This window comes from Polynucleobacter sp. AP-Nino-20-G2 (assembly GCF_018688235.1).
In the GTDB taxonomy this organism is placed as follows: Bacteria; Pseudomonadota; Gammaproteobacteria; order Burkholderiales; family Burkholderiaceae; genus Polynucleobacter.
In genome coordinates this window covers 1,042,246-1,064,146 of sequence record NZ_CP061313.1, presented here as the reverse complement: position 1 = coordinate 1,064,146, position 21,901 = coordinate 1,042,246, and the positions used below count along the sequence as shown (strand labels likewise).

23 protein-coding genes are annotated in these 21,901 nt (G+C 47.6%); 21 read left to right on the top strand and 2 right to left on the bottom strand.

All coding sequences use genetic code 11. The annotated features are described in order from the left end of the window. Positions 1 to 3: 3 nt before the first annotated feature. From leuC to FD960_RS05495, 17 genes are all read left to right on the top strand, one after another. Complete coding sequence (gene leuC, locus FD960_RS05575; RefSeq protein ID WP_215297796.1) at positions 4 to 1,413, top strand: 3-isopropylmalate dehydratase large subunit; 1,410 nt, start codon at positions 4 to 6, stop codon at positions 1,411 to 1,413. Positions 1,414 to 1,422: 9 nt separating this feature from the next. After that, entirely contained in the window at positions 1,423 to 1,629 is a 207-nt protein-coding gene (locus FD960_RS05570) for a hypothetical protein (RefSeq protein WP_215297795.1), read from the top strand. 31 nt (positions 1,630 to 1,660) lie between these two features. Then, the gene (gene leuD / locus FD960_RS05565) at positions 1,661 to 2,308 is read left to right on the top strand and encodes a 3-isopropylmalate dehydratase small subunit (RefSeq protein ID WP_215297794.1); all 648 of its coding nucleotides are present in this window, start codon (positions 1,661 to 1,663) and stop codon (positions 2,306 to 2,308) included. Positions 2,309 to 2,331: 23 nt separating this feature from the next. Then, a complete protein-coding gene (leuB, locus tag FD960_RS05560) occupies positions 2,332 to 3,405 on the top strand; it encodes a 3-isopropylmalate dehydrogenase (RefSeq protein ID WP_215297793.1) in 1,074 nt (357 codons plus the stop codon). Positions 3,406 to 3,443: 38 nt separating this feature from the next. Then, complete coding sequence (asd, locus tag FD960_RS05555) at positions 3,444 to 4,601, top strand: aspartate-semialdehyde dehydrogenase (RefSeq protein WP_215297792.1); 1,158 nt, start codon at positions 3,444 to 3,446, stop codon at positions 4,599 to 4,601. After that, positions 4,601 to 5,986 carry a FimV/HubP family polar landmark protein gene (locus FD960_RS05550; RefSeq protein WP_215297791.1) on the top strand — a complete coding sequence of 462 codons (1,386 nt, stop codon included), beginning with the start codon at positions 4,601 to 4,603 and terminating at the stop codon, positions 5,984 to 5,986. The genes asd and FD960_RS05550 overlap by 1 nt, the downstream gene beginning before the upstream one ends. Before the next feature lie 9 nt (positions 5,987 to 5,995). Further along, complete coding sequence (gene truA / locus FD960_RS05545; protein ID WP_215297790.1) at positions 5,996 to 6,820, top strand: tRNA pseudouridine(38-40) synthase TruA; 825 nt, start codon at positions 5,996 to 5,998, stop codon at positions 6,818 to 6,820. A 41-nt stretch (positions 6,821 to 6,861) separates the two neighbouring features. Further along, positions 6,862 to 7,536, top strand: coding sequence for a phosphoribosylanthranilate isomerase (locus tag FD960_RS05540; protein ID WP_215297789.1), 675 nt, complete (start codon positions 6,862 to 6,864; stop codon positions 7,534 to 7,536). Positions 7,537 to 7,568: 32 nt separating this feature from the next. Continuing rightward, a complete protein-coding gene (gene trpB / locus FD960_RS05535) occupies positions 7,569 to 8,762 on the top strand; it encodes a tryptophan synthase subunit beta (protein ID WP_215297788.1) in 1,194 nt (397 codons plus the stop codon). Positions 8,763 to 8,802: 40 nt separating this feature from the next. Further along, positions 8,803 to 9,600 (top strand): tryptophan synthase subunit alpha, encoded by a 798-nt coding sequence (gene trpA, locus FD960_RS05530; protein ID WP_215297787.1) that lies wholly within the window; start codon positions 8,803 to 8,805, stop codon positions 9,598 to 9,600. Between the two features lie 22 nt (positions 9,601 to 9,622). Beyond that, positions 9,623 to 10,510 (top strand): acetyl-CoA carboxylase, carboxyltransferase subunit beta, encoded by an 888-nt coding sequence (gene accD / locus FD960_RS05525; protein ID WP_215297786.1) that lies wholly within the window; start codon positions 9,623 to 9,625, stop codon positions 10,508 to 10,510. 5 nt (positions 10,511 to 10,515) lie between these two features. Further along, positions 10,516 to 11,841: a bifunctional tetrahydrofolate synthase/dihydrofolate synthase gene (folC, locus tag FD960_RS05520; protein ID WP_215297785.1), complete on the top strand. Its 1,326-nt coding sequence runs from the start codon at positions 10,516 to 10,518 to the stop codon at positions 11,839 to 11,841. 3 nt (positions 11,842 to 11,844) lie between these two features. Next, the gene (locus FD960_RS05515; RefSeq protein ID WP_215297784.1) at positions 11,845 to 12,636 is read left to right on the top strand and encodes an SPOR domain-containing protein; all 792 of its coding nucleotides are present in this window, start codon (positions 11,845 to 11,847) and stop codon (positions 12,634 to 12,636) included. Then, positions 12,636 to 13,202, top strand: coding sequence for a CvpA family protein (locus FD960_RS05510; protein WP_215297783.1), 567 nt, complete (start codon positions 12,636 to 12,638; stop codon positions 13,200 to 13,202). Before FD960_RS05515 ends, FD960_RS05510 begins: the two co-directional genes overlap by 1 nt. Positions 13,203 to 13,206: 4 nt before the next feature. Further along, positions 13,207 to 14,745 (top strand): amidophosphoribosyltransferase, encoded by a 1,539-nt coding sequence (purF, locus tag FD960_RS05505; RefSeq protein WP_215297782.1) that lies wholly within the window; start codon positions 13,207 to 13,209, stop codon positions 14,743 to 14,745. 69 nt (positions 14,746 to 14,814) lie between these two features. After that, the gene (locus FD960_RS05500; RefSeq protein ID WP_215297781.1) at positions 14,815 to 16,023 is read left to right on the top strand and encodes an O-succinylhomoserine sulfhydrylase; all 1,209 of its coding nucleotides are present in this window, start codon (positions 14,815 to 14,817) and stop codon (positions 16,021 to 16,023) included. After that, complete coding sequence (locus FD960_RS05495) at positions 16,024 to 16,644, top strand: class I SAM-dependent methyltransferase (protein ID WP_215297780.1); 621 nt, start codon at positions 16,024 to 16,026, stop codon at positions 16,642 to 16,644. It abuts the gene before it with no gap. A gap of 6 nt (positions 16,645 to 16,650) precedes the next feature. On the opposite strand, the gene FD960_RS05490 is transcribed toward FD960_RS05495, so the two are convergent. Both FD960_RS05490 and modB read right to left on the bottom strand, forming a co-directional pair. After that, the gene (locus FD960_RS05490) at positions 16,651 to 17,763 is read right to left on the bottom strand and encodes an ABC transporter ATP-binding protein (protein WP_215297779.1); all 1,113 of its coding nucleotides are present in this window, start codon (positions 17,761 to 17,763) and stop codon (positions 16,651 to 16,653) included. Continuing rightward, positions 17,763 to 18,416 carry a molybdate ABC transporter permease subunit gene (gene modB, locus FD960_RS05485; protein ID WP_215297778.1) on the bottom strand — a complete coding sequence of 218 codons (654 nt, stop codon included), beginning with the start codon at positions 18,414 to 18,416 and terminating at the stop codon, positions 17,763 to 17,765. The genes FD960_RS05490 and modB overlap by 1 nt, the downstream gene beginning before the upstream one ends. A gap of 103 nt (positions 18,417 to 18,519) precedes the next feature. Between modB and FD960_RS05480 the strand changes: the two genes are divergently transcribed. The 4 genes from FD960_RS05480 to soxY all read left to right on the top strand — a co-directional run bounded on the left by FD960_RS05480 (position 18,520) and on the right by soxY (position 21,893). Beyond that, positions 18,520 to 18,861: a metalloregulator ArsR/SmtB family transcription factor gene (locus tag FD960_RS05480; RefSeq protein ID WP_215297777.1), complete on the top strand. Its 342-nt coding sequence runs from the start codon at positions 18,520 to 18,522 to the stop codon at positions 18,859 to 18,861. 81 nt (positions 18,862 to 18,942) lie between these two features. Continuing rightward, positions 18,943 to 20,298: a sulfite dehydrogenase gene (gene soxC, locus FD960_RS05475; protein WP_371817450.1), complete on the top strand. Its 1,356-nt coding sequence runs from the start codon at positions 18,943 to 18,945 to the stop codon at positions 20,296 to 20,298. Next, positions 20,282 to 21,361: a c-type cytochrome gene (locus FD960_RS05470; protein WP_215297775.1), complete on the top strand. Its 1,080-nt coding sequence runs from the start codon at positions 20,282 to 20,284 to the stop codon at positions 21,359 to 21,361. Before soxC ends, FD960_RS05470 begins: the two co-directional genes overlap by 17 nt. A gap of 79 nt (positions 21,362 to 21,440) precedes the next feature. Further along, positions 21,441 to 21,893: a thiosulfate oxidation carrier protein SoxY gene (gene soxY / locus FD960_RS05465; RefSeq protein WP_215297774.1), complete on the top strand. Its 453-nt coding sequence runs from the start codon at positions 21,441 to 21,443 to the stop codon at positions 21,891 to 21,893. Positions 21,894 to 21,901 lie beyond the last annotated feature (8 nt).

Genomic DNA, 21,901 nt, shown 5'->3' with positions numbered 1-21,901 from the left:
TACATGTCACGCACGCTTTACGACAAATTGTGGGGTGACCATGTCGTCTATTCAGAACAAGACGGCACGGCCACAATCTATATAGACCGTCAGCTATTGCATGAGGTCACAAGCCCACAGGCTTTTGAAGGGCTGAATTTGGCTGGGCGTCCAGTTTGGCGTATCTCCGCCAACTTAGCGGTCTCCGATCACAATGTCCCTACGACGGATCGCTCCGAGGGGATCTCAGATCCTATTTCCAAGCTGCAGGTAGATACCTTAGATCAAAATTGTGATGCCTTTGGAATTACGCAATACAAAATGAATGACACCCGTCAGGGGATTGTTCATGTGATCGGACCTGAGCAGGGCGCAACATTGCCGGGCATGACAGTGGTCTGCGGTGACTCTCATACCAGTACGCACGGCGCTTTTGGTGCGCTGGCATTTGGTATCGGCACCTCTGAAGTCGAACACGTTTTAGCTACTCAAACTTTGCTCATGAAAAAGAGCAAGAATATGTTGGTCAAGGTTGATGGACGCCTTCAGCCTGGCTCAACAGCCAAGGATATCGTTCTGGCGGTGATTGGAAAGATTGGCACTGCTGGCGGTACTGGTTACACCATTGAGTTTGCAGGTGAGGCAATTCGCAATTTGTCGATGGAAGGTCGTATGACCATCTGCAATATGGCGATTGAAGCTGGAGCACGCTCCGGTCTGGTTGCTGTTGATGAAACCACAATTGAATATATTCAAGGCAGGCCTTATGCCCCAACTGGCGAGGCGATGCGTCATGCATTGCAGTACTGGCGCACTTTGCATTCCGATGCGGATGCGAAGTTTGACGCCGTGATTGAATTGCGTGCTGAAGAGATTGCTCCCCAAGTTACTTGGGGAACATCTCCAGAAATGGTTCTCTCTATTAGCGATCGTGTTCCCGATCCAGAGAAAGAGCGTGATTCTAATAAGCGTTCCGCCATGGAGCGTGCGCTCGAGTACATGGACCTGGTACCCAATACACCGCTAAGCAATATTGCGGTTGATAAAGTATTTATTGGGTCTTGTACAAACAGCCGTATTGAAGATATTCGTGCTGCCGCGAAAGTGGTGGATCGCTTAGGTAAAAAAGTTGCTGCTAATGTGAAATTGGCCTTGGTTGTTCCGGGCTCTGGTCTCGTAAAGGCTCAGGCGGAACGCGAAGGTTTGGATCGTGTATTCAAGGCTGCTGGTTTTGAATGGCGTGAGCCTGGTTGCTCTATGTGCTTGGCAATGAATGCCGATCGCCTCGAGCCTGGTGAGCGTTGCGCCTCAACCTCCAATCGCAATTTCGAGGGTCGCCAAGGTAATGGTGGCAGAACACACTTAGTTAGCCCAGCGATGGCCGCCGCCGCCGCTATCGAAGGTCACTTTGTAGACGTTCGCAAGATCTCTTAAGGAAATACAGTGTCTAAATTCACATCAATGACGATGATTAAAAAATTAACGATCGTGGCTATTGCTGGAGTAGTTCTCTCTGCCTGCAGCAATATGATGGAAGGTCTTGGTAAGGATATGCAAACCATGGGCAACTCCATGGGTGGCAATAACAATGCAAACAGCAATCAATCCCAAACCAAAGGGAAAGATGTTGTTGTAACGCCAGTTAAGTAATTACGAAGCATATATTAAGTAAAAGTCGAACATGGAAAAATTTACGGTATACAAAGGTTTGGTTGCACCGCTTAATCGCGAAAACGTGGATACCGATGCCATCATTCCGAAGCAATTCTTAAAGTCTATTAAGAAGACTGGCTTTGGCCAGAATCTATTTGATGAGTGGCGTTATTTAGACCATGGTGAACCTGGTCAAGATTGCGCTACCCGTCCAGTGAACCCTGATTTTGTGTTGAATCAGCCTCGTTACAAGGGTGCGGGTATTCTCCTGGCACGTAAGAACTTTGGTTGCGGCAGTTCACGAGAGCACGCTCCTTGGGCGTTGGACCAATTCGGCTTTAGAGCTGTGATTGCACCCAGTTTTGCCGATATTTTCTACAATAATTGCTTCAAAAATGGCTTATTGCCCATTGTTCTCTCTGAATTGCAGGTAGACCACTTATTCAATGAAACCCAGGCATTTAATGGCTACCAGCTCACTATTGACCTGGAGGCTCAACAGGTAATCACCCCTGATGGCACGGCTTACAGCTTCGAGGTGGCACCATTTAGGAAGCATTGCCTCCTTAATGGTTTGGACGATATTGGCTTAACCCTGCAACATGCAGATAAAATCAAGGCTTACGAAGCTGAACGCATCCTCAAGATGCCTTGGCTTGCTACACAATTGCCATAGTTTTATAGAGTTAAAGGCCTTTCATGAAAATTGCAGTCCTACCGGGCGATGGTATCGGCCCGGAAATCGTCGCTGAAGCTGTCAAAGTACTAAACGCGCTTGGTCCAACATTTGATCTGGAAACTGCCCCTGTTGGTGGTGCAGCTTATGACATTGCTGGTCATCCATTGCCGCCCGCAACATTAGAGTTGGCCAAGAAGGCTGATGCCATTTTGTTTGGAGCGGTTGGCGACTGGAAATACGACACGCTTGCACGCGAACTTCGTCCTGAGCAAGCAATTTTAGGATTGCGCAAGCATCTTGAATTATTCGCGAACTTTAGACCAGCTATTTGCTACGACGAGTTGACTGCAGCCTCTAGTCTTAAGGCAGAGATTGTGGGTGGTCTTGATATCCTGATTATTCGTGAGCTCAATGGGGATATCTATTTTGGTCAGCCACGCGGTATTCGTACTTCAGAGTTGCCTTTGTTCAAGGGTGCGCGTGAAGGCTTTGACATGATGCATTACAGCGAACCAGAAGTGGAGCGCATTGGTCGTGTAGCTTTTGAGGCTGCACGTAAGCGTGGCAAAAAAGTATGCAGCGTTGATAAGGCCAACGTCCTCGAGACTTCGCAGCTTTGGCGCGAAGTGATGATTAGGGTTGCTCAAGATTATCCAGATGTAGAGCTGTCACACATGTATGTAGACAACGCTGCAATGCAGTTGGTGAAAGCGCCAAAGGCATTTGATGTGGTTGTTACTGGCAACTTATTTGGCGACATTCTTTCTGATGAGGCGGCGATGTTGACTGGCTCCATTGGCATGCTTCCATCTGCATCATTAGATAAAAACAACAAGGGCTTGTATGAGCCAAGTCATGGTTCGGCACCCGATATCGCAGGTAAGGGTATTGCTAATCCTTTAGCGACCATACTGTCGGCAGCGATGATGCTGCGCTATTCATTGGGGATGCCTGCTGAGGCTGATCGCGTTGAGGCTGCTGTACAGAAGGTATTGTCACGGGGCTTGCGTACTGCTGATATTTACACAGAAGGTACTAAGAAAGTGTCTACAGTAGAGATGGGTGACGCTGTTGTAGCGGCACTTTCAAAATAAGCAATCACAAGATAAATACATTCATTAGATAGTTGATCATGGCAAATACAAAAACACCATTGGTAGGTTTAGTTGGCTGGCGCGGAATGGTTGGCAGCGTTCTCATGGAGAGAATGTTGGCTGAAAAAGATTTCGACCTCATTGAACCAGTATTTTTTAGTACCAGCCAAGCCGGCGGGGAAGTGCCCCTACTGAATGGTCAAAAAGTTACCAAGAGTGAAGGCACTTTGCAAGACGCTAATGACATTAAGGCTTTGTCACGCTGCGACATTATCCTGACTTGTCAGGGCGGTGACTACACTAACGAAATATTTCCAAAGTTGCGCGCTGCGGGTTGGCAAGGTCACTGGATTGATGCAGCAAGCGCGCTGCGCATGAAAGAAGATGCTGTCTTAATTCTGGATCCAGTCAATCGCCCAGTGATCGACAAGGCATTGGCGGCTGGTGGTAAGAACTGGATTGGCAGTAATTGCACAGTCAGTTTAATGATGATGGCTATGGGTGGCTTGGTAAAGGCTGACATGGTCGAATGGATCAGCGCAATGACTTATCAGGCTGCTTCAGGTGCAGGCGCGCAAAATATGCGTGAGTTGCTCCTGCAAATGGGTGCATTGCGCGATAGCGTCGCAACCGAGTTAGCTGACCCTTCTTCTTGGATTTTGGATATCGATCGCAAAGTGACTGAGACTTTGCGTTCTGGTGACTTTCCAAAGAAAAACTTCCGCAATACGCCTTTGGCAGGTAGCTTGATTCCTTGGATTGATGTTCCTGTTGAGAATGGTCAAACAAAAGAAGAGTGGAAGGGTGGCGCTGAGTTCAATAAGATCTTGGGTCGTCCTGCTTTTAGAACTCCTGGCAGTATTCCAATTGATGGATTATGCGTACGCGTTGGCGCAATGCGTTGCCATTCGCAAGGTCTCACTGTTAAGCTCAAAAAAGATATTCCACTCAATGAAATTGAAGCAATCTTGGCTAACGATAACCAATGGGTGAAAGTGGTTCCCAATGATCGTGAAACTACAGAGCGTGATTTATCGCCAGCTGCTGTAAGCGGTACCTTGACCGTGCCTATTGGACGCTTGCACAAGATGGCTATGGGACCTGAGTATCTCGGCGCCTTTACTGTTGGCGACCAACTCTTGTGGGGTGCTGCTGAGCCTTTGCGTCGCATGCTCCGCATCTTGCTAGAGCGCTAATGTTTCGGCTTGGCCAAATTAAATTTGTAAAGCTACTTTGCTTAGTTTGGCTAAGCTGGTCATGTGCTGCGCTAGCGATTACGCTGGGTGCGCCGAAGCTGCTTTCAAGGCCAGGTGAGCCTCTTAAAGTAGAGTTTCCTATTAAGGTAGGTCAGGATGAGCAGTCTGCGCTTTCCAGTCTTCATGTTGGGATTTCTAATAAAGTAGCTTACGATCGGCTGGGGATTTCCAAGAAGCTCTTGGATCTCAATCCTCAGGCCATGATTTATCGCAATCAGCAAGACCAACTCATGGTCTTGGTTGAGACCGTTGAATCTGTCCCCATGACAGATGATCCTTTTTTAGATGTTCTAGTGACTTTGAATTGGTCTGCCGGCAGTTTGACCAAGACTTACACGCTGCTCTTGGGTGACGCGCAAAAGATTTCGGTGCGTCCTGGCCAGACTTTATCTGAGATTGCAATGCAACTGGCGCCTCAATTAGATGGAGCAACTTTAGATCAGGCCATGATGGCCTTATTTAAGGCCAATCCCGATGCGTTTGCGAGTGGGAGCATTAATCGCTTGGAGGCTGGCGCTGAATTAACTAAGCCAAGTCAAGCATTGCTGAGATCCATTAGTCCGGCTGAGGCAAATCAATTTGTGGCAAAGGCGAATGCGCAGTGGCAGTCTGAGCGTGAATCAAAAGACTTGGCATCAGGCAACTCTTCTGAAACAAAGAAAGCGTCTGATGCTCCCGCCAAAGATAGATTAAAAATCGGTTCAAGCACTGAAGGTAGCGCTGATGAGAAGCGCTATACAGAAGAGCTAGTGGCCCAGGAAAAGGTGCTCGAGCAAACCCGTGCACGGGTTGTGGAGCTTGAGAAAAATATCGCCGATCTACAGCGCTTAATCGATGAATCAAAAGCTAAGGCTGCCGGGCCTAGCGGCCATAGCAATCAATATAGTTTAGGTGGTTTTGCACCAGCCTTATTGGCGCTTGCTTTAATGGCTGTTACGGGGTTGTTGCTATGGTTTTTGGCCAGAAATGCTAGACGATCAGAGGTCCATGATTTCACAAAGCCAGCTGCACCAATCACTGCAGATATCCCTCATCCGCATTCACATGGTGCAATGCCGGATCGCGCAAAAGCATTGTTTGCTGGCATTGACTTGGATCTTTCCCCCGTCAAGAAAAGTGAACAACTAATTTCTCCTGACTCCAATCCCCTTGCAGATGCGTTGCGCGTAAAGCTCAATCTAGCCCGAGCATATATCACTATCGAAGACTTTGATGCGGCCAGGAAATCCCTGGAAGACATAGTGAATGCTGTCGGAGTAGCTGATCCTGTAATAACTTCTGAGGCGCAAGGTTTGCTGGCAGAGCTCTCACAGCGCTGCAGCTAAGAGTAGCTCATGCGTATTGCCTTAGGCCTTCAGTATGACGGTAGCCCATATTCTGGGTGGCAGACGCAAGTCAATCAACGCACCATTCAAGACGAACTTGAGTGTGCAATCTCTGCATTTGTTGGCATTGAAGCTACCCATTCTCATCCGATTCGCGTTATCACTGCGGGAAGAACGGATACCGGTGTCCATGCATTAGGCCAGGTCGTCCATTTCGATGTCGAGGTCGAACGAGAGAATTGGTCTTGGGTAAGGGGCGTTAATTCTTTTTTGCCTGAATCAATCGTAGTAAATTGGGCTCAACCAGTTTCAGAAGAATTTAGCGCGCGTTATTCGGCTCATGAGCGTACTTATATTTATGCATTGCATGCCGGCCCATGTCGCTCACCAATGACTGCGTCACGCGCGGGTTATGTAATGCTTCCTCCAGATCGATGGTTCGACATCGATGCCATGAAGCGAGCAGCCGAATGCTTGATTGGTGAGTATGACTTTACGTCCTTTCGATCTTCAGAATGCCAAAGCAAAACACCCATTAAAACGATGTACTCAATTGATATTGAGTCTGCCGAACCATGGCTCTATTTCAAAATTAGGGGTAACGCCTTTTTGCATCACATGGTTCGGAACTTGGTGGGTAGCTTTCTCCAAATTGGGGTTGGTAAGCGTTCTTCCGAATGGATGGCAGAAGTCTTGCAGGCAAAAGACCGAAGTATTGCGGCTCCTACTTTTTCTCCGGCCGGTCTGTATTTGGCGCAAATTGCCTATCCAGCGGAATTCAACATTCCACCGCCTTGGCTTCACAACTCCTGGCTCCCAAAAAGCCTTTTTTAAGCATTTAAACAGTCATTGGCTTAAGGCCTTATCATTTCCACATGGGCTTACTTACATACTCCAAGGGTCGAACCCGGGTCAAAATTTGCGGCCTTAAGACGCCCGCTGATATTGATGCGGCTGTTTCTGCTGGGGTGGACGCTGTCGGCTTTGTTTTTTACCCACCTAGCCTTAGGGCAGTTACCCCCAATATTGCCGCATCCTTAATTTCAAGGCTCCCCGCAGGCATTGATGCGGTTGGATTGCTGGTGAATGCCTCAGATGCTGAAATTTCGGCCATTCGAGCGGTTGCCCCCATTACCCTCTGGCAGTTTCACGGTGATGAGTCTGCAGAAGAATGTCAGCGCCATGCGTCAGGACAACCCTGGATGAAAGCTGCCCGCGTGGGCTCCCAGTTCGCTTACGACGATTTTTCCCTACAATATGGTCAAGCAAATGCCTTTTTGCTCGATGCCCTGGTTGAGGGCTATGGTGGAGGAGGCATTCCTTTTGATTGGCAGGGGATTCCACAAGAATGGATAAGCGCAAACGCGCATCGGGTCGTTTTGAGTGGTGGATTGAACGCGCACAACGTGGGCGAAGCGATTGCACGCCTGCATCCTTGCGCGGTTGACGTCTCAAGCGGCGTAGAAATCAGCAAGGGTGTTAAAGATCCAGCCTTAATGAGAGAGTTTATACAGGCAGTACGTGCAGCTGATGCGCTCTCATCATCCTAATTATTTGCTGTAACTAATCAAAAGAGGTATTTATGTACGATAAGCCAGATGCACGAGGACACTTTGGTCCCTACGGTGGCGTATTTGTTTCTGAAACATTAATGTTTGCTTTGGATGAGCTTAAAGCAGCTTATGCAAAATATCAACATGATCCAGAGTTTCTTGAAGAATTTCATTATGAGCTCAAGCATTTCGTAGGTCGTCCATCGCCGGTCTATCACGCTAAACGCTGGAGTGAAATGTTAGGCGGTGCGCAGATTTATTTGAAACGTGAAGATTTGAATCACACCGGCGCTCACAAAATTAATAATGTGATTGGTCAAGCGATGTTAGCCAAGCGCATGGGCAAACCCAGAATCATTGCTGAAACTGGAGCAGGGCAGCATGGTGTTGCGACAGCAACCATTTGCGCACGCTTTGGATTGGACTGTACTGTGTATCAAGGCGCTATTGATGTAGCACGTCAAGCGCAAAACGTATTTCGTATGAAGTTACTCGGCGCAAAAGTTGTGCCAGTCGAGTCCGGCACAAAAACACTCAAGGATGCGTTGAATGAAGCGATGCGCGATTGGGTAACTAATGTCGATGATACTTTCTACATCATTGGTACTGTGGCCGGTCCTCATCCTTACCCAATGATGGTGCGTGATTTCCAGAGCGTTATTGGTGAAGAGTGCAAAGTGCAGATGCCTGAAATGACTGGACGTCAACCCGACTACGTTCTGGCTTGTGTCGGTGGCGGTTCTAATGCCATGGGTATTTTCTATCCGTATATTGATTTTCCGGAAGTCAAACTGATTGGAGTTGAGGCGGCAGGTCATGGTCTAGGCAGTGGCCTTCACTCAGCCGCATTGTGTGTTGGGAAGCCAGGTGTATTGCACGGTAATCGCACTTACTTGCTTCAGGATGAAAATGGACAAATTTCTGAAACACATTCTGTTTCAGCTGGTATGGACTATCCAGGAGTTGGACCTGAGCACGCTTGGTTAAAAGATTCAGGAAGAGCTGATTATGTAGCGATCACGGATGAAGAGGCGCTAAAGGCTTTTCATGATTGCTGTCAAATTGAAGGCATCATCCCTGCGCTGGAGTCATCGCATGCGATTGCATATGCGTGCAAATTGGCTGCAACACTTCCCAAGGACAAAACTATTTTGGTCAATTTATCAGGACGTGGTGACAAGGATATGCACACCGTTGCACAAGCAACTGGCTCCGAAGGTTAGTTCCCAAGCCACTCATTAGAAATATTAATTACAAATCCTTATGTCAAAAATTACCGCACTTTTCAATGAACTAAAAGCCTCTGGTAAGAAGGGGTTGATCCCCTTCATTACTGCCGGTGATCCCGATCCTAAGTTGACGGTTGAATTAATGCATGCGCTTGTTCGTGGTGGCGCGAATGTGATTGAACTTGGCGTTCCATTTTCCGATCCTATGGCCGACGGTCCAGTAATTCAACGTTCATCTGAGCGAGCCTTAGCTCAGAGTGTGACTTTGCATGGCTGTTTGGAGATGGTGAAAGAGTTTCGTAAGTCTGATGCCGACACACCTGTTGTTCTAATGGGCTATGCCAATCCGGTCGAACAGATGGGTGCGGAACGATTTGCAACCGAGGCTAAAGCTGCCGGAGTAGACGGCGTTTTAGTAGTGGACTATCCACCTGAGGAGTGTGTTGATTTTGCTGCTCGAATGCGGGTTGCTGGTGTTGATCCCATTTTCTTGCTAGCACCTACTTCATCACTAGAACGCATAAAAGAAGCCGCCAAAATAGCTTCTGGTTATATATATTACGTTTCCATGCGTGGGGTAACGGGCGCCTCCCACCTCAATACCCAGGATGTAGCCAGCAATATCCCTAAAATCCGTGAAGCCAGCGCTATTCCAATTGCAGTCGGCTTTGGCATTAATGATGCTGAAAGTGCTCGCACAGTATCAAAAACAGCGGATGCTGTGGTTATTGGCAGTCGAATTATTCGTCTTTTGGAGGATGCGCCAGCGGGCCAGGCAGTACAATCGCTTGAAACCTTCATACGTGAAATTCGTGTCGCTTTAGATAGTTAACGCACTGGATAGTTAGAGACTGATGAGCTGGATCGATAAATTATTACCCCCGCAAATCCAACATACGGATCCCGCTAACCGCAAATCCGTTCCAGAAGGACTCTGGGTAAAGTGCCCGAGTTGTGAAACTGTTCTTTACAGCACCGATATTGAGGCAAATCTATCCGTTTGTCCTAAATGTAGTCACCATATGCGCATTGGCGCACGCCAGCGCTTAGACGGCTTACTCGACCCAAAAGGGCGTTACGAGATTGGTGCAGATATTTACCCAATCGACCCTCTTAAATTCAAAGACTCCAAAAAATACCCAGATCGTTTAAAAGAAGCTAATGATGCTTCGGGTGAGTCTGAGGCCTTAATTGTTTTAGGTGGCAAGATCGAAAGCATGCCAGTAGTAGCTGCCTGTTTTGAATTCCAATACATGGGTGGCTCCATGGGTTCCGTTGTGGGTGAGCGTTTCGCGCGCGGAGTTCAGGAGGCGATTGCTAAGAAGTGCGCATTTATTTGTATTACTGCCACTGGTGGCGCGCGTATGCAAGAGAGCTTGCTGTCATTGTTTCAGATGGCTAAAACCAACTCTATGCTGACCCTGTTGTCTAAGAAGGGCTTGCCTTATATCAGCGTACTAACCGATCCAACCATGGGCGGCATCTCTGCCAGCTTTGCATTCATGGGTGATGTGGTGATAGCTGAACCAAAGGCGCTAATTGGATTTGCTGGACCTCGCGTCATTGAGCAGACTGTGCGAGAAAAATTGCCGGAAGGCTTTCAGCGTTCCGAGTTTTTGATGCAAAAGGGCGGTATCGATATGATTGTTGATCGTCGTCAGATGCGTGGTGAGATTGCGCGTCTTTTAGCCTTGCTCCAGCAGCTTCCCGAGCCTGCTATTGCGGGTAGCGCAGCAGTTTAAAGCGCTTGAGTACAGCACACCCAGCCCCCATTCTCTTTCCTAGCCTCGCGGCTTGGCTAAGCCATCTTGAATCCGCTCATCCGGTGGGAATCGACATGGGTCTTGAGCGTATTGGTCGCGTTAAGGATGCTCTAGGACTGCATTTTGATTGTCCAGTCATTACGGTTGCCGGGACGAATGGCAAGGGATCTACTTGCGCATATTTAGAAAGTATTTTGCTGGCCTCCGGCTACAAGGTGGGGTGTCATATGTCGCCTCATCTTTTGCGCTTCAATGAGCGCGCACGAGTGAATGGCGAGGAAGTCAAAGATGAGTTGCTATTGACGCATTTTGCTGCCGTTGAGAAGGCAAGGGCGAGCTTGCCTAATGCTCCAACCCTGACGTATTTTGAGTTCACCACCTTGGCAATCATGCATTTGTTTTCCAAGGCCAATCTTGATGCGGTGATTCTTGAGGTTGGCATGGGTGGTCGGTTGGACGCAGTCAACATCGTTGATGCTGATTGCGCCATTGTTACAAGTATTGATATTGATCATGCTGATTTCTTGGGTGGTACACGCGAGGCGATTGGTCTTGAAAAGGCGGGAATATTTAGACCTGGAGCGATAGCGGTTTGCGGTGATCCGGTGCCGCCCCAATCTTTGATAGATCATGCAGAAAAGCTGGGTTGTGATTTATGGCTTCAAGGCCGCGATTTTAATTTCCAGGGTGATAAGCAACAGTGGGGTTGGGCAGGTCGCCAAAAACGTTTTAGCGGTCTGGGTTATCCAGCCCTACGAGGCGCAAACCAGATTTTGAATGCGTCTGCAGTCATTGCTGCTTTGATGGCTTTGCACTTGCGCTTGCCGGTTAGTGCGCAAGATATTCGCAATGGTTTTGCAATGGTGGAATTACCTGGGCGCTTTCAAGTTTTGCCCGGGCAGCCTACGGTTGTTCTCGATGTTGCCCATAACCCCCATGCTGCCGCAACTCTTGGCCAAGGTCTGGACAAGATGGGTTATCACCCCTATACCTATGCCATTTTTGGGGTGATGGCTGATAAGGACATTGCCGGTGTGATCAAGCCGCTCCTAGGGATTGTGGATTTCTGGTTTTGTACGGATTTACCAACTCCCAGGGCTGCGAGTGCCAAGGCCTTGTCTAGTCATCTTGAGGGCCTTGGGGTGGCGGTTAAAAATGGTGATGATGGTGGGATTGAATGCTTTTCAGACCCTGCTGCAGCGTATCAAAAAGCCCTCTCAATGGCTGGTGAGGGTGATAGAATTGTCATCTTCGGATCCTTCTATACCGTTGCCGGCGTAATGGCTTATCGAAACAACCAGGTGCATTGATCCATGATTCGTTTACCGAAGCTTTTTAAGCGAAACCCAGAGACTGAAGACCTCGACCGAGGATCGGTGAGGGGTCGTCGTACCGTCAATAAAATGGCTCCTCGCAGCTTCCAAAGAGCGCAAGAAAGTGAGGAGCTAGCACTAACCGAAGATCCAGAACAACAGCGCGCACGACATCGTTTGATCGGGGCGGGAGTTTTAGTCCTGATTGCAGTTGTTGGTCTTCCAAGAATCCTAGATAGCAAGCCTAAATCAGTAAATAACGATATTGCGGTAAATATCGTGACAAGTCTGCCTGCGCCAAATGCAGCAATGCCTGCAAATGAAGACAAGTCGAAATCTTCTGCAGCGCCTCTAGTGCCTAATAAAGAAAAAGAAGTAGCGACGCCTAAAGAACTTGCGGTAACGCCAGCTGTTGCCCCTGAAGTGAAAATCGAATCGAAGGCAGCCCCAAGTAAAAATGGTTCTATCGGCCTTGCTGCTGGTGAGGAGGTTGTCACTACATCACCCACGAAAACCAAAGCGGAAGAAGTTCCGAAAAAATTAGCGAGCTCAGGTAAGTACGTTATTCAGATTGGCGCATTTGCCTCTGAAGAGCGAGCGAAAGGTTGGATTGCTAAGATGAAAGATCAAAAGATCCCAAATTACGTATTGAATAAAACCAGTAGTGACGGTACAAAATTATTTGTTTTAAGGGCTGGACCCTTTAGCGATAAGGACGCCGCTGAAGCGGCGGAGAAGAAGGTCAAGGCCATGGGCCTATCACCAAGATTGGTTGAGGTTGGAGCGCCTTAATGGAATTTTTGTCCACCCTTCAATTAACTACGGTGGATTATTTCACCCTGGTAGTTCTATTGGCGTCTGCTTTAGTTGGTATCTCTCGCGGTTTATTTAAGGAGGTTCTAGCTCTGGCTTCTTGGTTTGTCGCAGCCTGGGTTGCCTATCATTACACCAACTATCTCTCCACTGAATGGTTGTCCACATTTCATATGGAAGAGTTGTTGAGCTTAGCCGTGAGTTTCTTGATTTTATTTATTTTGACACTCATCGTTTGTGGCTTGCTTGGCGGCCTCGTGCAAAAAATTATTCTATCGGCCGGTCTCAGCATGACAGATCGTTTTTTGGGCTTAGTGTTTGGATTGGTTCGCGGCGGCTTAATTGTTGTTGTCATGGCAACTTTAGCTGCGCTCACTCCCATTCCTCAGAGTATGGCTTGGCAAAAGGCGATTACCCGCCCAGCAATAGATATGGCAACAGGTTTAATTAAAGGCTGGCTACCAGCCGATTGGGCAAAGCAATTGGGCGATGCAATGCCTAAAATTACTCCAACTATCACACCTTCATTAACAATAGGGATATAGGCTTATGTGCGGCGTCGTTGGAACAGTTTCCCACTCCCCAGTTAATCAACTTCTTTATGACGCTTTGTTGCTCTTGCAGCACCGCGGTCAAGATGCGGCCGGTATTGCAACCATGAATGGCAATTCGTTCACGATGCATAAGGCAAATGGCCTAGTTCGTGACGTATTTAGAACGCGCAATATGCGTAGTTTGTTAGGTAATGCTGGTATTGGACAAGTGCGTTATCCAACTGCCGGCTCTGCTAGTAGCGAAGAAGAAGCGCAACCTTTCTATGTTAGTGCGCCATATGGAATTATCTTGGCCCATAATGGCAATCTCACTAATGCCCCAAGTCTTCGTGTTGAGATGGCCTATCGCGATCGTCGCCACATTAATACCAGCTCCGATACTGAGGTGTTACTAAACGTCTTGGCCGATGAACTGCAAAAGGAAACGAATAGCGTAGCCCTAGATGAAGGGGCTATGTTTAATGCCGTGACTCAAGTAACCAAACGCGTTAAGGGCTCTTACGCCGTGGTCTCTCTGATTGCTGGTTATGGTCTTTTAGCATTTCGTGACCCGTTTGGTATTCGTCCTTTGTGTATCGGACGTATCGATACTCCTAAGGGTCCAGAGTGGATGGTTGCATCTGAATCAGTGGCTCTTGAAGGTCTTGGATTTACATTTGTGCGTGACGTCAATCCTGGCGAAGCTATCTACATTGATTTGGATGGAAACTTCTTCTCACGCCAGTGTGTAGAAAATGCTGTTCTGACGCCATGTATTTTCGAATACGTGTACATGGCACGTCCCGATTCAACAATTGATGGCGTGACCGTCTATAACGTCCGTATGCGGATGGGCGATTACCTTGCAGAAAAGATCCGCAAGGAAACGATCCCTGGTGAAATTGATGTTGTGATGCCGATTCCGGATTCGAGCCGTCCAGCGGCAATGCAGGTGGCTAAGCGTTTAGGTGTCGACTACCGTGAAGGTTTCTTTAAAAACCGTTATATCGGCAGAACCTTCATCATGCCAGGCCAAGCAGTGCGAAAAAAATCTGTTCGTCAGAAGCTCAATGCAATGCGCATTGAGTTCAAAGATAAGACAGTCTTAATTGTGGATGACTCCATTGTGCGCGGTACGACCTCATTTGAGATTGTGCAGATGGCGCGTGAGTCAGGTGCTAAGAAAGTGATTTTTGCCTCAGCCGCACCTCCAGTGCGCTTCCCGAATGTGTACGGTATCGATATGCCTACCCGTAGTGAGTTGGTGGCTTATGGCCGCACCGATGAAGAAATTAATAAGATGATTGGCGCTGATCAATTAATCTATCAAAGTGTGGAAGATATGAAGCAGGCCGTCAAAGATATCAACCCCAACATTCAGAACTTTGAAGCATCTTGTTTTGATGGTCACTACATTACTGGTGACATCAATGATTCCTATCTAGATGCCCTAGAGGCGGCACGCAATACCTCTGAAGCTAAAGCTGACCGTCAACGCGATTCGAGTGATTTTGCGCGCTCGCAGCTTCATCTTCATTTAGCTACAGAAGACTAAAAACAACGATCAAGTTCCTCAGGCGCACCCGTCTGAGGCAATTCTTCAATTCGGTGTCAAAATAGCGGTATGAAGAGTCCATATACCCGCAAAAAACCTGATTTTTCCAAGTTAGCGCTCGAGACCATAGCAGTTCGCGCAGGCACTCGCCGTACGGCTGAGTTTCAAGAGCATTCGGAAGCTATGTTTTTAACCTCCAGCTTTTGTTTTGATAGCGCTGAATTAGCAGCCGATGGTTTTGCCCATGCTGACCAGGGTTTTATTTATTCCCGCTTCACCAATCCAACGGTAAGTATGTTTCAAGATAGGCTAGCCGCCTTAGAGGGGGGAGAGGCTTGCATTGCAACTTCCTCAGGCATGGCTGCCATTATGACCATGGCAATGGCGCATCTTCAGGCTGGTGATCATGTGGTTTGCTCGCGCTCCGTTTTTGGCGCAACCATTCAATTATTCAGCAACATCCTGGGGCGCTTTGGTATCACAACGACCTATGTGGATTTGTCTGATACCAAGGCTTGGCAGAACGCCGTTCAAGAAAACACCAAATTGTTTTATTTGGAAACGCCTTCCAATCCTTTAACGGAAATTGCCGATATTAAGGCTATCTCTAAAATTGCAAAGAAGGCAAAAGCACTCTTTGCAGTGGATAACTGTTTTTGCACTCCAGCATTGCAAAAGCCTTTGACTCTTGGCGCTGATGTGGTGATTCATTCTGCTACGAAATACCTGGACGGTCAGGGCAGGGTAGTTGGAGGCGCCATAGTAGGTAGTAATGAATTTGTTATGGGCAAAGTATTCCCATACGTCAGAACTGCCGGGCCAACGCTTTCGGCTTTTAATGCCTGGGTTTTCTTAAAGGGTCTTGAAACACTAGAGTTGCGCATGAGGCAACAAAGCCAAAATGCTTTAGCGATTGCGCAGTGGTTAGAAAAGCAGCCCGGCGTTGAGCGTGTTTATCACCCCGGACTGAAATCGCATCCTCAGCATGCCTTGGCCAAGCGCCAACAAAAAGAAGGCGGGGCAATTTTGTCTTTCACACTCAAGGGTGGGAAAAAGGCGGCCTTCAAACTCATTAACCAAACCAGGTTATGTTCTATTACAGCCAATCTCGGCGATACACGAACCACGATTACTCACCCAGCCACCACTACGCATTGCAGGGTGAGTCCTGAAGCTCGTAAGGCGGCCGGCATTACGGATGGCTTGGTTCGCATTGCCGTTGGACTTGAGAATGTAGTTGATTTAAAGAATGATCTCATTGGTGGGTTAAAGAAATAAATGGGTTTTGCTGATGCTACTCAGTTCTGGAATGAACGCTTCGATAAGGAAGAATTCATATTCGGTCGAGAGCCAAATGAGTACTTGGTCGAGCAGGCAACACAGTTTTTAAAGACGGGTAACTCAGTACTTTGTGTTGCCGACGGCGAGGGGCGCAATGGTGTTTGGCTTGCCAAGCAAGGCATGCAGGTTACCGGCTTTGATGTATCTGAAATTGCACTTGCTAAAGCTAAGTCTTTTGCTGATGAACACCAGGTCGCCATCGAATATACCCTGTGCGATACAGATGGGTTTGATTGGCATGAAAACTCTTATGATGCTGTAATTGCTATCTTTATTCAGTTTGCTGATGCAGCGATGCGCGCAAGAATATTTGAGAGTGTCCGAAAATCCCTTAAGCCTGGAGGTATCTTGATTGTGCAAGGCTACACACCAAAGCAATTGGAATATAAGACTGGTGGGCCATCCTTAATCGAGCATCTCTACACCGAAGAAATGATTCGTGACCTAGTTAACGGTTTTGAGATCCTTGATTTACGCAGTTACGAAAAGGAATTATCCGAAGGTGCAAGACATGCCGGAATGTCTGCGCTTCTTGGTTTGACCGCTAAAAAATTATAGGAAGCGCTAAAGCGATTCTTGAAAGCGCCTTGGGTCGTTAATTGGCCTTAGCGGCATGATATGAATTTGTGTGCCATCTAATTCAAGATGCATCTGCTTTCCAATTTCAATATGCAGACGTTTGACCTCTGCGGCCGATGCCTCCCACTCGATGGTATTGACGCCATCCTCAATACGAAATTGAATGACGGCAATTTGTCCCAGGGTACTCATTTTTTCTACTATCGCAGGAATGCTCATTGCGGTTGCTGCGCTGTGAGCGCTTAAACCGCTTTGTGGAATCACCCAGGCAACACGGACATTGGGAGGAATTTTGCCTTTATCTGCTACATCGAATATTTTCTGACAGCCATCCCAAGTAAGTTTTCCGGCATTGAATACGCCATGAAACATATTACTAATTCCAACAAGCTCTGCAACCCGAGAGTTTCGTGGCTTTTTAAATAGTGTCTGTGGTGACGCCGTCTGCAGGCCAATGCCCTGGTCAATCACGGTGATTCGATCGGCTAGTAAATCGGCCTCCCTCAAATCATGCGTCACTAAAATAATGGGGATATAGAGATTCTTGCGTAGGTCAGCCAGGGTCTTATACAGACTCTGCCGCGTAGGGGTATCGATCGCAGAAAACGGCTCATCTAACAACAAGATTTTGGGTTGTCGAGCAAGGGCTCGAGCGAGCGCAACACGTTGTTGCTGTCCACCTGAAAGTTGATGTGGCATGCGCTCTGATAACTCTGCGATTCCCATTTGGGCTAACCACTCCAAACCAATTTTTTTGCGAGCATTGCCAAGTAACTTTGTATTCTGTAGAGGGATACAAACATTCTGAAGCGCAGTCAAATGCGGAAATAGGGCGTACTGTTGAAACAGGAAGCCACATGATCGTTGCGCTGCCGGAAGGTTTTGCTCTATGTCACCGAGCTCATCTGCCTCAAACCAGGTCTGAGAGTCACACTCAATCAAACCGGATTTAGCTTGCCTCAGACCAGCGATTGTTCTCAATACTGTTGTTTTGCCACTGCCAGAGGGTCCTACCAGTGCGTGCAATTCACCGGGGGCGCACTCTAGGTTGACTTGAATGGGTATTGGTATTAGCTGGGAGATCTTTACCTTGAGCATCAAATCCTCCCATTCAAAGGGTTAGTTTGACTCTTGCCAAACACGCCGTATGAAATAGCGATAGCTATAAGGGATATCAATAGCAACAGCAGGGAAAGTGCTCCAGCACCGCTCGCGTCAAAGTTTTGTACCTTGTCATATATGGCAATCGATACGGTTTTTGTTTCTCCGGGTATTGCGCCGCCGACCATTAGTACGACGCCGAATTCACCAAGCGTATGAGCAAACGTTAATACGGCGGCGCTAATAATTCCTCGCCATGCCAGCGGCAATTCAATCAAACGGAAAATTTGCCAATCGCTTAGTCCACTTACTTGCGCCGCTTCACGTATCTCTGGATTAATTGCTTCAAACGCTCTTTGAATGGGTTGGATGGCAAAAGGCAGGTTTACTACTAGTGAGGCGAGCAGGATTCCTGAGAAAGAAAAAACGAGGGGAATTCCAAATAGGGTTTTTCCACCCAAACCGAGCAAAAAGTAATAGCCGAGCACTGTAGGCGGAAGGACCAAGGGAAGAGCCAGTCCTGCCTCAAGCCAAGGCCGGCTTTTATTGAGCCTCATCATCTTATGGGCAACCCATATTCCAAATGGGAGAATCACCACTAGAGTCCAGAAGGCGAGTTTTAGGGAAAGGATGATTGCGTCTAAATCCATGATTTTGATTGTATTGGTTCTCGAGGCTAGGGTATTCCTCTATAGGAGTTTTTGAAGCTAAGGCCCTTAAATGTGCGTACATGCGCATATATTCACGCCAATAATGAACCCTAAATCTAAAGTAAAGAAGGCTACAAGCAATCTCCCTCCAGAGGCGATGGAGAAGATTTTTGTACAAGTGGCCGAGTACTTCAATGTCTTATCAGAGCCATCGCGCCTACGAATCATGTATGTGATCTGCGGTGGAGAGAAATCTGTTTCTGAGGTTCTTGAATTGTGTGGATCTAGCCAGGCAAATGTTTCTCGTCATCTTTCAGCGCTGCATAAGGCAGGCATCCTGCTTAGGCGCAAAGAGGGCACAACAGTCTTTTACTCAATTGCCGATAGCGCTACTGTCGAGATGTGTCAAACGGTATGCGCCAAGATTGCTGAAAGTTTGCATTAATTTTTTAAAGTATCTATTCATCAAAGTAGAGATCACATGACCAAAAAACAATTAGAGATTAGTGCGCAGGACATTAGCGCTATCGAAAAGCCGGTTAATCGAGCTCGCTTGGTTAAGGCGCCTGAACACTTTATTTCTCAAGAGCTTATTGCCGACATCAATTCCAATGGCTTAGATGAAAAGCGCCGTGGTTTCTTGCGCAATGGATTTATGTCTGCCATAAGCGGAGCCGCAGTTGGTCTAGTAGCTCCGTATACGATGGCGGCAGGCGAGGGTGATCCAGCCATCCTAGAGAAGCAAGAATGGCAAACGACTCTTGGTAAGAATGTCGCAACAATGCCTTATGGAGTGCCCTCTATTTATGAGTCAAATCTTATTCGTCGAGAGTCTCCAGGCTTAACGCGCGTATCCGCAGCATCAGTTGCCTTCACGCCCTTGCAGGGTTTATTTGGCACCATCACTCCTAATGGATTGCATTTTGAGCGGCATCATCAAGGTTGGTACAACATCAATCCTGAAACGCACCGTCTCATGGTGAATGGCTTGGTGAAGAACCCGCGTGTCTTTACGATGAATGACTTGATGCGCTTGCCCTCTATTTCACGTACGCACTTCATTGAATGCGGTGCCAATACTGGATTAGAGTGGGGGAACGTTGCTGTTCCTACGGTTCAATACACACATGGCATGCTTTCTTGCTGCGAGTTCACTGGCGTTCCTTTGAGGGTGTTGCTTGAGGAGTGTGGCGCTGACCTCAAAAAAGGCAAGTTCATGCTCGCGGAAGGTGGCGATGGTTCCGGCATGACTCGCACCATCAATTTGGAGAGTTGCCTTAATGACGCAATTGTTGCGTGGAGCATGAATGGCGAAATGTTGCGCCCCGAAAATGGCTTTCCTTTGCGCCTCGTCGTTCCTGGCGTTCAAGGGGTGAGCTGGGTCAAATGGCTGCGTCGACTGGAGGTAGGTGATGCCCCATGGAACTCAAAGGATGAAGCGGTTCACTATATTGAACTCATGCCAAACGGTGATCACCGTCAATATGCATCGATACAAGAGTGCAAATCCGTTATTACCACCCCATCCGGTGGTCAGCAATTACTAGATAAGGGTTTCTATAACGTGAGTGGCATGGCTTGGTCTGGACGCGGAAAAATTACACGGGTGGACGTATCTTTTGATGGCGGCAATAACTGGCGTACGGCTCGCCTGGAAACTCCGGTGCTTACAAAGTCTATTACCCGCTTCAATATTGATTGGGTTTGGGATGGCTCACCAGCCATTCTGCAATCTAGAGCTATGGATGACACTGGGTATATTCAGCCCTCGATCAAAACCCTTCGCAATGTTCGTGGCACTCGATCGATTTATCACAATAATGCAATTCAATCATGGAAATTGGATTCAAACGGCGAGGTGAGCAATGTTCAAGTTGGATAAATTAAGTGTCTGCCTAGGATTTACGGCACTCGTTGCAATTACTGCGCAGTCATCATTTGCTCAATCTGGTTCTGCTAAGTTCCCTGGTATCGGGAGGGTGGCAACTCCTGCAGAGGTTGCGGCATGGGACATTGATGTTCGCCCTGACTTCAAAGGCTTGCCAAAGGGGTCTGGTTCAGTCGAACAGGGACAAGTCATTTGGGAGGCTAAGTGTGCAAGTTGCCACGGTACATTTGGTGAGTCCAATGAAATCTTTACCCCAATTGCCGGCGGCACCACTAAGGATGATGTAAAGACAGGTCGGGTTGCTTCTTTGAAGGATATGAAGCAGCCTCAAAGAACTACTTTGATGAAGGTCCCAACAGTTTCCACTCTATGGGATTACATCTATCGCGCTATGCCTTGGAATGCTCCTAGATCATTAACACCTGATGACACATATGCATTAGTTGCGTTTATTTTGAGTTTAGGTGAAATAGTTCCGGATGATTACGTTTTAAGTAATACCAATATTGCTGAGGTGAAAATGCCCAATCGCAATGGCATGACTACAAAACATGGTTTCTGGAATGTGAGCGGCAAACCAGATGTGAATGGAAACGCCTGTATGCATAATTGTGTGCCATTTGTTCAGATTGGCTCAACATTGCCAGATTTCGCCAGAAATGCACATGACAATATTGCAGAGCAAAATCGCATGTATGGGCCATACCGCGGTGCTGACACTACCAAGCCGCCTATTAAGGAGTTGCCTGGTCTATCAGGAGCTGGCTTAGCTCATGCCGCCGATACCCATTCTGCAAGCTCAAAAGGTCCCGCAGCCTTATTTAAGAATGAAAATTGTTCCGCCTGTCATTCGCCTAATGCCAAGCTAGTAGGCCCATCGATTGCTGATATAGCCAAGAAATACGAAGGTCAGAGCGGCGCCTTGGATAAATTGATGGTGAAGGTCAAGGCGGGTGGATCTGGGGTTTGGGGGGCTATTCCTATGCCGCCACAAGCGCAACTATCAGATGAGGATCGTAAGACTTTGGTATCTTGGGTCCTATCTGGCGGAAAATAAGTATCAATTTGGCGGTAAGAAGTCGATTTTGAAGCAAAATAGCCAATGTAAGTTGGTAAAGATTAATAAAGGAGTTTTTATGAATCAGCAGCGTCGCAGTCTATTGAAATACTCAGCAGTGTTTAGTCTAATGGCCTCAACCGGGCTTATTAGCGTAGCGCAAGCGCAGGAATGGAATAAAGCTGCGTTTGAAGGTAAGAGCCTTGATGATGTCTTTAAAGTTCTTGGCGCTGGCGGTGCAGATAAATCATCTGCCGTTACCTTAAATGCCCCAGATATTGCCGAAAATGGTGCGGTTGTTCCTGTTGGAATCACCACAACACTTAAGGCCGAGCAAATGGCTATTTTGGTTGAGAAGAATCCAAGTGCATTAGCCGCTCAATTCTTTATCCCCGCGGGAACTGATTCATTTGTAACCACCCGCATCAAGATGGGTCAAACCTCTAATGTCTACGCTTTAGTGAAGGCTGATGGCAAATGGAATATGGCTGTTAAAGAGGTCAAAGTGACACTTGGTGGTTGCGGCGGTTAATTCCGAAG

Excerpts from the sequence above, each read along its gene's own strand:
- modB (WP_215297778.1), bottom strand. The coding sequence starts at position 18,416 with ATGGATTTAGACGCAATCATCCTTTCCCTAAAACTCGCCTTCTGGACT.
- leuC (WP_215297796.1), top strand. The coding sequence starts at position 4 with ATGTCACGCACGCTTTACGACAAATTGTGGGGTGACCATGTCGTCTAT.
- FD960_RS05490 (WP_215297779.1), bottom strand. The coding sequence starts at position 17,763 with ATGCTCAAGGTAAAGATCTCCCAGCTAATACCAATACCCATTCAAGTC.
- soxY (WP_215297774.1), top strand. The coding sequence starts at position 21,441 with ATGAATCAGCAGCGTCGCAGTCTATTGAAATACTCAGCAGTGTTTAGT.
- FD960_RS05480 (WP_215297777.1), top strand. The coding sequence starts at position 18,520 with ATGAACCCTAAATCTAAAGTAAAGAAGGCTACAAGCAATCTCCCTCCA.
- truA (WP_215297790.1), top strand. The coding sequence starts at position 5,996 with ATGCGTATTGCCTTAGGCCTTCAGTATGACGGTAGCCCATATTCTGGG.
- asd (WP_215297792.1), top strand. The coding sequence starts at position 3,444 with ATGGCAAATACAAAAACACCATTGGTAGGTTTAGTTGGCTGGCGCGGA.
- FD960_RS05470 (WP_215297775.1), top strand. The coding sequence starts at position 20,282 with ATGTTCAAGTTGGATAAATTAAGTGTCTGCCTAGGATTTACGGCACTC.
- FD960_RS05510 (WP_215297783.1), top strand. The coding sequence starts at position 12,636 with ATGGAATTTTTGTCCACCCTTCAATTAACTACGGTGGATTATTTCACC.
- FD960_RS05550 (WP_215297791.1), top strand. The coding sequence starts at position 4,601 with ATGTTTCGGCTTGGCCAAATTAAATTTGTAAAGCTACTTTGCTTAGTT.
- purF (WP_215297782.1), top strand. The coding sequence starts at position 13,207 with ATGTGCGGCGTCGTTGGAACAGTTTCCCACTCCCCAGTTAATCAACTT.
- leuB (WP_215297793.1), top strand. The coding sequence starts at position 2,332 with ATGAAAATTGCAGTCCTACCGGGCGATGGTATCGGCCCGGAAATCGTC.
- FD960_RS05495 (WP_215297780.1), top strand. The coding sequence starts at position 16,024 with ATGGGTTTTGCTGATGCTACTCAGTTCTGGAATGAACGCTTCGATAAG.
- FD960_RS05500 (WP_215297781.1), top strand. The coding sequence starts at position 14,815 with ATGAAGAGTCCATATACCCGCAAAAAACCTGATTTTTCCAAGTTAGCG.
- FD960_RS05540 (WP_215297789.1), top strand. The coding sequence starts at position 6,862 with ATGGGCTTACTTACATACTCCAAGGGTCGAACCCGGGTCAAAATTTGC.
- trpA (WP_215297787.1), top strand. The coding sequence starts at position 8,803 with ATGTCAAAAATTACCGCACTTTTCAATGAACTAAAAGCCTCTGGTAAG.
- FD960_RS05515 (WP_215297784.1), top strand. The coding sequence starts at position 11,845 with ATGATTCGTTTACCGAAGCTTTTTAAGCGAAACCCAGAGACTGAAGAC.
- accD (WP_215297786.1), top strand. The coding sequence starts at position 9,623 with ATGAGCTGGATCGATAAATTATTACCCCCGCAAATCCAACATACGGAT.
- trpB (WP_215297788.1), top strand. The coding sequence starts at position 7,569 with ATGTACGATAAGCCAGATGCACGAGGACACTTTGGTCCCTACGGTGGC.
- leuD (WP_215297794.1), top strand. The coding sequence starts at position 1,661 with ATGGAAAAATTTACGGTATACAAAGGTTTGGTTGCACCGCTTAATCGC.